At 67.0% G+C, this 13224-nt stretch carries 11 protein-coding genes; 5 read left to right on the plus strand and 6 right to left on the minus strand.

Features of this window, described 5'->3' with window-relative positions; genetic code table 11:
* Position 1 precedes the first annotated feature (1 nt).
* Complete coding sequence (locus tag AC1DR1_RS11860; protein ID WP_476992629.1) at positions 2 to 1852, minus strand: acetyl/propionyl/methylcrotonyl-CoA carboxylase subunit alpha; 1851 nt, start codon at positions 1850 to 1852, stop codon at positions 2 to 4.
* A gap of 168 nt (positions 1853 to 2020) precedes the next feature.
* Entirely contained in the window at positions 2021 to 2737 is a 717-nt protein-coding gene (locus AC1DR1_RS11865) for a Maf family protein (protein WP_476966517.1), read from the minus strand.
* Positions 2738 to 2871: 134 nt separating this feature from the next.
* Here AC1DR1_RS11865 and AC1DR1_RS11870 point away from each other — a divergent pair, with 134 nt between their 5' ends.
* From AC1DR1_RS11870 to AC1DR1_RS11885, 4 genes are all read left to right on the plus strand, one after another.
* On the plus strand, positions 2872 to 3039 hold the full coding sequence (locus AC1DR1_RS11870) for a hypothetical protein (RefSeq protein WP_223914108.1): 168 nt from the start codon (positions 2872 to 2874) through the stop codon (positions 3037 to 3039).
* Positions 3036 to 3761: a cytochrome b N-terminal domain-containing protein gene (locus AC1DR1_RS11875; protein WP_476992630.1), complete on the plus strand. Its 726-nt coding sequence runs from the start codon at positions 3036 to 3038 to the stop codon at positions 3759 to 3761. Before AC1DR1_RS11870 ends, AC1DR1_RS11875 begins: the two co-directional genes overlap by 4 nt.
* Positions 3758 to 4711 (plus strand): hypothetical protein, encoded by a 954-nt coding sequence (locus AC1DR1_RS11880; RefSeq protein ID WP_476992631.1) that lies wholly within the window; start codon positions 3758 to 3760, stop codon positions 4709 to 4711. The genes AC1DR1_RS11875 and AC1DR1_RS11880 overlap by 4 nt, the downstream gene beginning before the upstream one ends.
* Positions 4712 to 4793: 82 nt before the next feature.
* Positions 4794 to 6314, plus strand: a complete 1521-nt coding sequence (locus AC1DR1_RS11885) for an HNH endonuclease (RefSeq protein WP_476992632.1) — start codon at positions 4794 to 4796, stop codon at positions 6312 to 6314.
* Between the two features lie 133 nt (positions 6315 to 6447).
* On the opposite strand, the gene AC1DR1_RS11890 is transcribed toward AC1DR1_RS11885, so the two are convergent.
* From AC1DR1_RS11890 to AC1DR1_RS11900, 3 genes are all read right to left on the minus strand, one after another.
* Positions 6448 to 6900 (minus strand): hypothetical protein, encoded by a 453-nt coding sequence (locus AC1DR1_RS11890; RefSeq protein ID WP_364747295.1) that lies wholly within the window; start codon positions 6898 to 6900, stop codon positions 6448 to 6450.
* A 285-nt stretch (positions 6901 to 7185) separates the two neighbouring features.
* A complete protein-coding gene (locus AC1DR1_RS11895) occupies positions 7186 to 9732 on the minus strand; it encodes an MMPL family transporter (RefSeq protein ID WP_476992633.1) in 2547 nt (848 codons plus the stop codon).
* A 1-nt stretch (position 9733) separates the two neighbouring features.
* Positions 9734 to 10450, minus strand: a complete 717-nt coding sequence (locus AC1DR1_RS11900) for a TetR/AcrR family transcriptional regulator (RefSeq protein ID WP_229993237.1) — start codon at positions 10448 to 10450, stop codon at positions 9734 to 9736.
* A 400-nt stretch (positions 10451 to 10850) separates the two neighbouring features.
* Between AC1DR1_RS11900 and AC1DR1_RS11905 the strand changes: the two genes are divergently transcribed.
* Positions 10851 to 11420 carry a hypothetical protein gene (locus AC1DR1_RS11905; protein ID WP_476992634.1) on the plus strand — a complete coding sequence of 190 codons (570 nt, stop codon included), beginning with the start codon at positions 10851 to 10853 and terminating at the stop codon, positions 11418 to 11420.
* 131 nt (positions 11421 to 11551) lie between these two features.
* On the opposite strand, the gene AC1DR1_RS11910 is transcribed toward AC1DR1_RS11905, so the two are convergent.
* Positions 11552 to 12994, minus strand: a complete 1443-nt coding sequence (locus AC1DR1_RS11910) for a dicarboxylate/amino acid:cation symporter (RefSeq protein WP_364747301.1) — start codon at positions 12992 to 12994, stop codon at positions 11552 to 11554.
* Positions 12995 to 13224 lie beyond the last annotated feature (230 nt).

The raw sequence follows: 13224 nt of genomic DNA on the forward strand, positions 1-13224 counted from the left end.
ACTACTCCTCGCCGTCCTCGATCATGGCGATCACGGCGCCGGCGGAGACAGTCTCGCCGGCCGCCGCGGAGAGGCCGATCACGATCCCGGCGCGGTGGGCGGTGAGCGGCTGTTCCATCTTCATCGCTTCGAGCACGACGACGAGATCGCCCTCGGCCACGGTGTCACCTTCGGCCACGGCCACCTTCACGATGGTCCCCTGCATGGGGGAGGTCAGCGCGTTGCCGCTCGCGGCCACAGCTGCGCCGCCACCGCGGGAGCGCTTCTTGGCCTTGGCCGGCTTGGCGCCTGCCGCGTTGCTGATCGAGCCCAGCGACGCCGGCAGAACCACTTCCAGGCGCTTGCCGCCGACCTCGACGACGACGCGCTGGCGGTCGCCGGCATCGGCCGCTTCGGCCTCGGTGCCCGTGGGGGTCCAGGCGGGAATGTCGTTGACGAACGCGGTCTCGATCCAGCGGGTGTGCACCTTGAACGCGCCGTCGGCCGGTGCGAAATCGGGGTTGGTGACAACCGCGAGGTCGAACGGGATGACGGTGGGGATGCCTTCCACCACCATTTCCTCAAGGGCGYGGCGGGACCGCTGCAGGGCCTGGGTGCGGGTGGCGCCGGTGACGATCAGCTTCGAGAGCATGGAGTCGAAGTTGCCGCTGATGACATCGCCCTGCTCCACGCCGGAATCGATGCGGACGCCGGGGCCGGTGGGGTTCTTCAGTGTCGTGATGGTGCCCGGAGCAGGCATGAAGTTGCGTCCCGGGTCCTCGCCGGTGATGCGGAATTCGATCGAGTGGCCGCGGACTTCCGGGTCGCCGTAGCCGAGTTCTTCGCCGCAGGCCAGCCGGAACTGCTCGCGGACGAGGTCGATTCCGGTGACTTCCTCGGAGACGCAGTGCTCCACCTGGAGGCGGGTGTTGACCTCGAGGAAGGAGATGGTGCCGTCCTGGCCGACGAGGAATTCGCACGTGCCGGCGCCTAGGTAGCCGGCTTCCTTGAGGATGGCCTTGGAGGATTCGTAGAGCCGGCGGTTCTGTTCCTCGGTGAGGAAGGGGGCCGGGGCTTCTTCGACGAGCTTCTGGTTACGCCGCTGGAGCGAGCAGTCGCGGGTGGAGACCACCACGACGTTGCCGTGGGCGTCGGCGAGGCACTGCGTCTCGACGTGCCGCGGGGCGTCCAGGAAACGCTCGATGAAGCACTCGCCGCGGCCAAAGGCGGCGGTGGCCTCGCGCACGGCGGATTCAAAGAGTTCGGGGATTTCTTCGCGGGTGCGGGCCACCTTGATGCCGCGACCGCCGCCGCCGAAGGCCGCCTTGATGGCGACCGGCAGGCCGAACTTGTCCACGAACTCGAGGATTTCCTCGGCGGATTCGACCGGGTCGGCGGTGCCGGGGACCTGCGGGGCGCCGACCTTCTCGGCGATGTGGCGGGCCTGGACCTTGTCCCCGAGAGCAGAGATCGCTTCGGGGGAGGGCCCGATCCACGTGATGCCGGCACCGATCACCTTGGCGGCGAATTCGGCGTTCTCGGCCAGGAAGCCGTAGCCGGGGTGGATGGCGTCCGCGCCGGACTGGCGGGCGACGTCGATGATCTTGTCCATCACGAGGTAGGACTCCGCCGCGGTGTTGCCACCGAGGGCGTAGGCCTCGTCGGCGAGCCGGGCGTGGAGCGCGTCGCGGTCGGGGTCCGCGTAGACAGCCACCGAGGCGATGCCTTCATCGCGGGCGGCGCGGATGATGCGCACCGCAATTTCTCCGCGGTTGGCGATCAGCACCTTGGTCAGCCGGCGGGTGCCCGCGGCTGTAGATGACTGTGTTGATCCCGGCACGGTGGGTGCGGACTGCTCCGAATTTGCTGACAAGGCGTCTCCTTCTTTCCTTCAGGGAGCCTAGCGCGGTTTTGAGGGTTCCGCCGATATTACTTGCGGATTCCGCGCGTATACGGCCCTTCCTTTGTAGGGTTGCCACAAAGGGCGGCGAAATGGCTCACTCCGCGCTCACTCTGTCTCTACTCTGTCTTTACTGCGTCCTCACTCGGCGCGGACGTCCGCCGGGTCCACGGCCCCGCCGGTCCAGAGCTCGGTGATGCCCACATTTGCCTGGCCGAGCAGCGCGCGCAGGGTAGAGATGGAGAGCCCGACGACGGTGTGGGGGTCGCCGTCGACCTTGCGGATGAACGCCCCGCCATAGCCGTCGATCGTGAAGGAGCCGGCGCACTGGAGCGGCTCGCCGGTGGCGATGTAAGTTTCGATTTCCTCGGCACTCATCTCCATGAAGTGCACCTCGGCGGAGGACACCGAGCCCAGGGTGGCACCGGTGCCGCGTGCGGTGCCGGCGCCGTCGTCGTCCGCCCCTTCGCCGTCGGTATCGTCATCGGTATCGCTGTCCGTGTCGCGGCAGTCCACGAGCCAGTGGCCGGTGTGCAGGACACCCATGCTGCCGCTCATGCGGAGCATGCGTTCGCGGGCGACGTCGGCCGTGTAGGGCTTGCCGTGGGCCTCGCCGTCGAACTCGAAGACCGAGTCGCAGCCGATCACGATTGCACCGTCCGCCTCGGGCAGCGAAGCGACGGCCTCGGCTTTGGCCCGGGCGAGCAGGAGGGCAGTGTCATGCGGATCCGTCACGCCATAGCTGGCCTGGACGGCGTCCTCGTCCACATCCGAGACGAGGACCTCGTGCCGGATGCCGGCATGGCTGAGCAGCTTGGTGCGGGCGGGGGACTGGGAGGCAAGAATGAGGCGGGTCACCGTTCCAGCCTAATCCACCGCAGCACAGCCACACGGGGTCCCGGATGGGCGCCTGGACGGGGCAGAAGACCCTGTTTGCGGATACGTGACAGTGGTGGAGTTGAACCGGCATCCTAAAAAGAATCGAGCAGCTCATGTCTGGATGGCTCGTGGCAAGCGTTGGCATGGTTGGTGATGGAACATATTTTGGCTGGGACGGCTTCACCATCCAATCCGGAAACCTGATCGTGATCGTCGTGATGATCATCTTGTTCATCCTGGCCTTGGTCCTGCCTTTTCCCGGAGGGAAGCGGCGGAAATGATTGCCCCTGCAACACCGGGACACGGCGCGCAGGTCGATGAAACAGACGCCCGCACCTTGACCGGCAGGGCCCGCCGGTGGCTCCTGAGGAAGCTTCCGCCGGACAAACTCTTGCCCGAGGACCAGCCAAGCTTTGTGGCATCCTGGGCGTACGTATTCGGCATGGGGGCGATCGCGTCCCTGCTGTGGATCATCGTTTCCGGGATCGTGCTGGGACTGAACGGACCCCAGTGGTATCACGTGTCCTCGCTGGGGAGTTTCGTCAACAGCACGCATTTGTGGAGCGTGGAGTTCTTCTTCATCTTCATGGTGGTGCACCTGTGGCTGAAATTCTGGATGGCGGCCTGGCGCGGGGGCCGGGTCCTGACCTGGATCACCGGCGTGATCTCCTTTGTCGTTTCCATCGTGGCGGCCTTCACCGGGTATCTGCTCCAGACGAACTTCGATTCGCAGTGGATTGCCTTCGAAGCGAAGGATGCGCTGAACGCGGTCGGAGTAGGCGCTTGGTTCAATGTGGCCAACGTCGGTCAGCTCTTCACCTGGCACGTCACGCTGCTGCCCTTGGCCGTGGGCGCTGTGGTGGTCCTGCACGTCCTGCTGGTCCGGGTCCACGGCGTTGCACCTCCACTAGATGCCGCGCAGTCCGACGCCCAGCTGCTTCACAACCGCCCGGAGGCCACCGAACCTCCGAAGGCCACCGAATCCGGGGGCGCAGTGCAATGACCAGGAAAAGCAGCAGTACCTCCTGGCGGAAGGCGGACGACGTTGCCAGCAGGCCCTGGACGGGCAGCGTCCGCGAATATGACCTCATCAAAGAACTGATCATCGGCGTTGTGGTGGTCGGCCTGCTCGTGCTCGGTGTGTCCGCCATCTTCGGGTCCCCTGATGAGCCCAGCGTGAGCCTCAAGACGTGGGCCACGGCCGCCCCCGCGGATTTCGTTGGCACCGCCGCGAAAGAGCTTGCCGGCACCAGCGATACTGCCGGATACGGGCCGCCCTACAACTCGACCCCGGACGCGACGCAGAAGATCGGCCCCGTGGACCTTCAAAGCCTCTCCGGCGTCCGCCTTCCGGTTGATACCGCCAATGACTTCGTGATCGCCCCGCTGGCGACGCTGCCGTCGCCGCCGGCAGAGCTGGCGAGCTGGACGGCCGCCACGGATCAGCAGCGCTCAGCCTGGGCAGCTGCCTATTCGGACGCCCTTGCCGCTGCGCCGGATAACGACCCGGCCCAGGTGGGCGACGGCGACTATGGCCCGGTCCCTGCACTGACCGGAGCGTTGCTGGATATGGCGCGCCAAGGCAGTTTGGACGGCGTGCTGCAGAACGGTGGAAACTTCTACAACATGGACTACACGCGCGGCCTCCTCTTTTTGGGCGACGGCGGCTACTTCCCGGATCTTGCGGCCAGCCAACACCTCTCCGGGGATCAGTGGGGCGTGATGAACGAAACCGGCGATACGCCTGGGCAGTCCTGGTTGTGGCTCTTCTCGCTCCTTTACCTAGTGGAACCGTTCAAGTCCGCGCCCAATGCCGATGCCCTCGTAGTCGTCACGATGTTCGTGCTGACGGCGTTGCTGGCCCTGTTGCCGTTCATCCCCGGACTACGGTCGCTGCCGCGGGTGATCCCCCTCCATCGCCTGATCTGGAAGGACTACTACCGCAACCGCTGAGTCTGCCGGCAATCCGTGACGCCTAGCTTCGGCTGAGGAGTACAGGCGCGTTATTGTCAGAGGTCCCTGAAACACTGGATTCATGGACGACAATTACGGGCCCGAAGTGGCTCCGGCAGGACACGGCGACGGTGGCTTCAGCCGCGCCGGGAGCGGCGCGGCCGCCGGACCGCTGGGTTCCGTGCGCATGGCCACGGACAGTGCCGGGATCATTGACAGGATCCGGGAACTGGAAGACTGGAAGTCCGCCGCGTCCGCGGAACAGGCCCGGCTCGCCGTGGCCTTCGACCTGCTCCAACGCCGCGAACAAGCCCGGCTCGGGGTCCCGGCCGAGAAGCTCGGCGCCGGGATCGGCGCGCAGATCGCCCTGGCCCGGCGCGAATCCCCGGCCAAGGGCGGCCGGCTCCTGGGCCTGGCCAAAGCCCTCGTGACCAAAATGCCCCACACCCTCACCGCCCTGCAGACCGGTCAGCTCAACGAATGGCGCGCCACCCTGCTCGTGCGCGAAACCGCCTGCCTGACCGCCGCGGACCGGGCCGCCGTCGACGCCGACCTCGCCGCCGACGCCGGGACGTTCGCCGGCGCCGGTGACCGGTCCCTGGTCGCCGCGGCCCGGGCCGCCGCGTACCGGCGTGACCCCCGCTCCGTGACCCAGCGCGCCGCGCACGCCGCCACCGAGCGGCACGTCAGCCTCCGCCCGGCCCCCGACACCATGTGTCATCTGACCGCCCTGCTGTCCGTGGCCCAAGGCGTCGCCGTCTACAAGGCGCTGAGCGGGCACGCCGACACCCTCCGCGCCGCCGGGGACCCGAGGGGCCGCGGGCAGCTCATGGCCGATGCCCTGGTCGAACGCACCACCGGGACCCCGGGCGGGATCAGCGGGGTCGAGATCCAGCTCGTCATCACCGACCGCACCCTCTTCCAGGCCGGTGCCGAACCCGCCCGGCTCCCCGGCTACGGCACCGTCCCCGCCGCCTGGGCCCGCACCCTCATCAACGGCACGGCCGGCGCCCACAGCGGTGACGGCGGCAGTCCCCCTGGACCCGGCGCCGCGGCCCCGAACACGGACAGAAACGATGACGGCCAGTCCGGCGGTCGCCCTGGACCGGGCGGCACCGCCGGGAGCGGCGATGACCCCGCGTTCCGACTCTGGCTCCGGCGGCTCTACACCCACCCCGGGTCCGGCGACCTCGTCGGCATGGACTCCCGCGCCCGGCTCTTCCCGCCCGGCCTGCGCCGCTTCATCCAGGCCCGCGACGACACCTGCCGCACCCCCTACTGCGACGCGCCCATCCGCCACCTGGACCACATCATTCCCTGGCACACCGGCGGCCCGACCACCACGGACAACGGCGCCGGCCTCTGCGAAGCCTGCAACCACACCAAAGAAACCCCCGGCTGGAGAGCCCGCCCCGCACCCGGTCCCCGCCACACCCTCCAGCTGACGACACCGACAGGCCACACCTACAACTCCACCGCGCCACCGTTGCCCGGATCGCCTGCCGGCGAAGCGAGCGCGGATTCCCGCCGCCAGCGCCGCGACGAGCGCCACCGCACGAAGACGCTCAAGCGTATGCGGCCCTCAGGCTCACTGGCGGCCTGAGCGGCCCGGAGGCTTGACGTGGTTTGAGAAGCACTTTCTACCGGTGAAGGAAGCGGGACGGTTCGACGAGTCGGCTGGTTAGGAATCGCTCAATGGCAGTGAACACCTGAACGTGCGCGGCCAAGGAGGCACGTCAGTCGTTCGGGACTTCCAACGAGTGATTGGCGTCCAGAATGTCAACGAACGTCGGTGCGGTTTCTGACAACGCAGCGGTTGCCCAAGACTTGTCTTTGGATCCACCGATGAGCAGATCCGGATTACTTGTTTCAGCAAGTGTCCGCCGAATGACGTCATCCGTGAGGATAGGAGTGAGCCAAATAGCTGGCACTTGAGCCTCTTCTGCCCAAGGAATGGAGAACGTGCCAAACGACTTGGCCACGATGAGTCGATGGTCGGCGTGCGGAAACTCGGCGAACGCCTGTTGAACTGCACGAGCCGCGAACCCGTGGGGGTCATCCCCAGGTTCATCATCGTCGGTCCAGCGAATTGCCTGCACTTGCCAGCCGCGGTCTCTCAACTGTTCTGCAGGCCAGTAAAGAAGAGGCGATTCGACCTTGTACCCCGCACCTGGCACGAGCACAGTCACGTTGGTCTCTCACCGTGAGTGGACTCACAGCCCGGCCAGAGGAAAGTTTCCATGCCGGAGATACTACCGACAGGGCTTGCTTTCCGGCCGGATGGCAGAAGGTGATGAGCAGAATGTGACCGCTGCGGCGTTGGTGGGGAACCGGCGTCGAACGGATCTCAAGCTGTCCAGGCTTGCACGCACAAAAAAGCCGCCCGCCGATCGGAATGATCAGCGGGCGGCTTTAGGGCAACTCGGCTTCAGGGCAACTCGATTTTGGGGCGACTCATCGGCCAACCGTGAGTGTCAGCGCGCGCCGATCTCCTCCGGCTCGGGCTCGCTGTCGGCCGAGGCTGAGGCCGAAGCCGCGGGCCGGAGCTTCGCGCCTTCAACATCCACATCCGGCAGGATCCGGTTCAGCCAGCGGGGCAGCCACCACGCCTTATCGCCGAGCAGGTACATCACGGCCGGAACAATCGTCATGCGGACCACAAACGCGTCCACCAGGACACCGAAGGCCATCGCGAAGCCCAGCGGCCGGACCATGTTCAGGTGCGAGAAGATGAAGCCGGCAAACACGCTGACCATGATGATGGCGGCGGCGGTGACCACGGTCGCGGCATGGCTGAAGCCGGTGCGGACCGCATGCTTGGCCGATTCCCCGTGCATGAATGATTCGCGCATGCCGGAGGTGATGAACACCTGGTAGTCCATGGCCAGGCCGAACAGCACGCCGATCAGGATGATCGGCAGGAAGCTCAGCACTGCGCCCGGGTTTTCGACGCCGAACACGGGACCCAGCCAGCCCCACTGGTAAACCGCGACGACGGCTCCGAAGGCGGCCGCCAGCGAGAGCAGGAAGCCGCCCGTGGCCAGCAGCGGCACGACGATCGAGCGGAACACGAGCAGCAGCAGGATCAGCGACAGTCCGACGACGATGCCCAGGTACGGGGGCAGGGCGTCGCCGAGCTTTGTGGAGACGTCGACGTTGCCGGCTGTCTGGCCCGTGAGGCCGATGCTGACACCGGTGGAGTCCTTGATGCGGTCCTTTTCGGCGCGGAGCTCGGAGACCACCTTGACCGTGCTGGCGCTGGCGGGGCCCTCCTTGGGAATGACCTGGAACACCGCGGTGCGGCGGTCCTCGCTCAATGCCACCGGAACGGCTGCGGTGACGTTGGCCGTGCCGCGGAGGATGCCGGCGACGTCGAGCTGCTTTGCCGTGGCTTCGTCCTCGCTCAGGCCGGCGGGGAAGTCGCCCACCACCACGATCGGGCCTGTCATGCCTTCGCCGAAGCTGCGGCCGGTGACGTCGTAGGCCTTGAACGCCTGTGACTCAACGGGCTCGGACCCGCCGTCGGGCAGCGCGAGACGCAACTGGCTGGCCGGCAGCGCCACGATGCCCAACAGCAGGACACCGGCCAGCAGCGCCAGGACCGGGTGCCGGGTGACAAGGCCGCCCCAGCCCTGTTTGCTGCGGCGTTCGTCGCGGGCACGGTCCGCGCTTTCGTGGCCGGGGGCGGCGTTGTGCTTCTCCGCCTTGGCCCAGACGCGGCGGGAAATGAGCCTGGGCCCGATCAGGGACAGCATGGCAGGGGTGAGGGTCAGGGCGACGACGACGGCGACTGCCACCGTTGCGGCGGCGGACAGGCCCATGACGGCCAGGAAGGGAAGGCCCGGAATAACGAGGGCCGCAAGGGCGATGATGACCGTCAGGCCCGCGAACAGCACGGCGTTGCCGGAGGTGCCGGTGGCGAGGGCGACGGATTCCTCCCCGTCCATGCCGGCCAGGAGCTGGCCGCGGTGCCGGTTGACGATGAAGAGCGAGTAGTCGATGCCGACGGCGAGGCCCAGCATGAGCGCCAGCATCGGGGAGATGGAACTCATGTCGACGGCGCTGCTGAGCGCGAAGGTGCCGCCGACGCCCACGGCCACACCGACCAGGGCCATCAGCAGGGGGAGACCGGCGGCGATGAGGGTTCCCAACATGACGATGAGCACCAAGGCCGCGATGGCAATGCCGAGGATCTCGGAGATGCCGAACAGCTCCGAGACGTCCTCGGTGATTTCCTTGCTGGCCAGTGCGGTCACGCCGTCAGAAGAGACTTCGTGGGCGATGTCCTGGACCTGCTGGCGGACTTCGGGGGCCAGCCCGTTGATCGAGGTCTTGAACTGGACCTGTGCGATCGCCGCCGTGCCGTCTTCGGAAACGAACCGCATGCCCTGCGAGGCTTCAAGCTGGCGCTTGGCGAGGGCGAGCTTGGCCGCGCCGGCCTCAAGTTCTTTGGTCCCGGCGTCGAGCTTTTCCTGGCCGGCCGCGAGGGCAGCCTTCTGCTGGCCGAGCTGGGCGTCGATGGCCTCGGCGGACATGCCGGCCGCGGTCATCTGCTCCTCGGCGGCGGCCAGCTTGGACTTGCCAGCGGCCAGTTGGGCGGCTGAGGCGTCCAGCTGCGCTTTGCCTGCGGAGGCCTGCTGCTCGCCGGCGGCAAGGTCCGCGACGGCCTTGTCCAGCTGGGCCTGGGTGGCGAACGGGTCCACGGTGCCCTGAACGTCGGGAAGGGTTTTCAGCTTGGCCAGGGCAGCGGAGACCGCGTCTTTGCCGGCCTGGGTGAATTGGCCGTCCTTCGACTCGAACACGATGCCGGCCGAGCCGCCCGAGGACTTGGGCAGTTCCCGCTTCAGCTTGTCCGCCATCTGCTGGGTTTCAGTGCCCGGAATCTGGAAGTTGTTGGACATGGTGCCGTGAAAGGCCGCCGCCGCGCCGCCGACGGCCACCAGGACGGCGAGCCAGAGGGAGATGACGAGCCAACGGTGGCGGTAGGAAAACTTGCCGAGACGGTAGAGCAATAGGGCCATGTCAGTGCCGATCTTGGGAAGGGGTGGCGGGGGAGTGTGATGCGAAACCGGAGCCGAGCAAGCTCATGGAATCAATGAGGAGCTGGCGCAGGTTGGACAGGGAATCCGGGCTGAGGTCGCCGCCGCACCGGGCGAACCAGACATCCATGGCGGCCTTTCCGCACGAGATGATGGAGCCCGCGAGGGCGCGGAGGTACAGTTCGTCGATCTCGACGCCGGAGCCCTGGGCGAAGCGCTCACGGGCGGCGTCGATGATCTCAACGGTGCAGTGGTCCCAGGCTTCCAGTTCGGAACGGCTGAGCATCGGGTTCGCCTGGCCCATGCTGTACAGCTCGGCTATGGGCGCCACTGTCATGGGGTCGGCGAGTTCAACCAGGGCCGCCCGCGCAGATTCCAGGATGGGCTCGCCAGCAGGGCGGAGCCGGAACTGCTGGAGTGCCTTGTCCAGGAACCCGTGGGTCACCGAGGCAATGACCACTTCGGTGCTGGCGAAGTAGTTGAAAAACGTGCGGCGGGATATGCCGGCTGCCTCGGCAATGTCCTCCACCGTGAAGTTTCCGGGACCCCGCGTGCGGAGCAAGTCCATGGCGGCGTCCGTGATGGCCTGCCGGGTGGCCGCCTTATTCAGTTCGCGGCGCGATGGCGGTGCGGCGCCGGATTCGCCGGACTCACCGGATGGCGAAGCCTGGGCGGCGGAAGGAGGTGGTGGTGTGGACACGCGCTTACACTACGTGCATGTTTGCACTCTGCGCAAGTATTTTTAGGGAGTCCGGTAAGCGTGGAGTCAGGGCTTGAGCGGGACCTCCGTGCCGCCTGAATTGGTCTGGCCGCCTGAATTGGTCAGGCCGCCGGAATTGGCCCATGACTTCGCCGAAGACGGCGTCGATCCGATGGCCCGGAGTGTCATTCGATGTCACGATCAGCATGCCCGGAGCCTACCCACCTTTGCCGCCCGCGCGACCGATGCCATGCTGCACAGTATCCCTGCCGGATTCACAGGAAAGTGAAAGCTGGGAAACAGCTATCCCTGCTGGGGCGGGTGCAGACTGGAGGTGCTCGCGGAGCAGAACCATCAGCTTCAAGCGCCGTCACCACTGCGCAGATCCAGGAGACAGCACATGTCACGCACAACCAAAATCGCGCTCGGCCTCGGGGCGGCGGCCGTGGCACTGGGCGCCGGGCTCGGAGTCGCCGGGATGGCCTCCGCCACCACGGCGCCCACCCCCACCCCCACCCCCACCCCCAGCTCGAGTGCCCCCGGGACCAACCCTGCCGACGGCTACGGCATGCGCGGTGGACGCCACGGCCACGGCGGCGCGGAGTTCGGCGCCCGCGCCAAGGAGCTCGCGGCCAAGCTGGGTGTCGACGAGGCCAAGGTCGCCGACGCTCTGAAGGCCTTCCGCGAAGCCAACAAGCCCACCACCCCGCCGGCCCCCGGGCAGCCAGGACAGAAACCGGACCGTGCCGCGATGGAGAAGGCCCTGGCCGCATCCCTGGCGAAATCGCTCGGCATCGAGGAAGCCAAGGTCACTGCCGCCCTGGAGGAACTGCGCACCGCCGAGCAGGCCAAGCATGCGGCAGCCCTGAAGCCCCGGCTGGACCAGGCCGTCAAGGACGGCACCCTGACCCAGGCAGAAGCGGATGCCGTCACCAAGGCCGCCGAAAAGGGTGTGATCGGCGGCCGCTAGGCTGCTGTGGAATTGGGCCGGTGGATTTGGGCCGATGGATTTAGGTCAACGTTGGTTAAAACCAGAGAAGTCCCCGGGGGGTCCCGGGGACTTCTCCTGTACACGCTTCCTGTAAAACGCTCGTTCAGCAGCTACGCCTTCGCGTCGGCCAGTTCGCGTTCGTCCCGTCCACTCGCGGGAGCTGCGGCAGCGGACGGATCAACGGCGGACGTGTCGACGTCGTCGCTGAACGGGTCGCCGTTGCGCGGCGCGTTGTACAGCGCTTCGTCCAGGATGCCCTGGCGCTTTGCCACGATCGCCGGGATCAGGGCCTGCCCGGCCACGTTGACGGCGGTGCGGCCCATGTCCAGGATCGGGTCGATGGCCAGCACGAGGCCGACGCCGGCCAGCGGCAGTCCCAGCGTGGAGAGCGTCAGCGTCAGCATGACGACGGCGCCCGTGGTGCCGGCGGTCGCGGCGGAGCCGAGGACGGACACCAGCGCGATCAGCAGGTACTGGGTGAAGTCCAGCTGGATGCCGAAGAACTGGGCCACAAAGATCGCCGCCACGGCCGGGTAGATCGCGGCGCAGCCGTCCATCTTGGTGGTCGCGCCGAGCGGCACCGCGAAGGAGGCGTAGGCGCGGGGCACGCCCAGGTTCCGCTCGGTCACGCGCTGGGTCAGCGGCAGCGTGCCGATCGAGGAGCGTGAGACGAAGGCCAGCTGCACGGCCGGCCACACACCGGAGAAGTACTGCCTGACAGACAGGCCATGGCTGCGGACCAGGGCGGGGTAGACCACGAACAGCACAAGCGCCAGGCCGATGTAGATTGCCACAGTGAACTTGCCGAGCGAGCCGATGGTGTCCCAGCCGTAGACGGCCACGGCGTTGCCGATCAGGCCCACGGTGCCCAGCGGCGCGATCCGGATGATCCACCAGAGGACTTTCTGGATGACGGCGAGGGCGGACGCGTTCAGGGCCAGGAAGGGTTCGGCCGCCTTGCCCACTTTGAGGGCGGCGATGCCGACGGCGATCGCGATCACGAGGATCTGGAGGACGTTGAAGCTCACAGCGGTGGTGGCGACGCCGTCGGTGACCGTGGTGCTTGCGCCGAGGCCCAGGAAGTTCTTCGGGAACAGCCCGGTGAGGAAGGCCCACCAGTCACCGGACTTGCCGGCGTACTTCGCTTCCTGGCTGATGCCGGTGCCGGCGCCGGGCTGCAGCAGCACGCCCAGGCCGATGCCGATCAGGACGGCAATCAGCGAGGTGATCGCGAACCAGAGCAGCGTGTTCCAGGCCAGCCGGGCAGCGTTGGAAACGGCGCGCAGGTTGGAGATTGAGCTGACGACGGCGGTGAAGATCAGGGGGACCACGGCGGTCTGCAGCAGCGAGACGTAGCTCGAGCCGATGGTCTGCAGCGTGGTGCCGAGGGCGTTGGGGTTTGCCTTGGTGCTGCCGGTGTACTTGGCCAGCAGGCCAAGGCCCAGGCCGACGATCAGGGCGGCGATGATCTGGAAGCCGAACGAGCCGGCCCATTTGGGCAGCTGGAACCCGGTCTTTCCGGCAGGTGCGGGGGTGCTTGTCTGAGTGGTCACCGGAACACGCTAGGACCGTCTCAGATAGCATGACCAACGGATGTTGAGAAATGTTACGCGGCGGTATTTTCGACGCGACGGCCAAATCCCGGGAATTCCGCCGGAAGGCTGCCCGATTGTGAAGTTATTCCCGGGCGGAATGTGGTGATTGTCTCGTCCCGGACGCCGCCGGTCACGCGAGATGGCAGTTCGCGGCAGTGTTTTTTGGGAAACACTGCCGCGAACTGCCA

Source organism: Arthrobacter sp. P4_F10 (assembly GCF_056401435.1).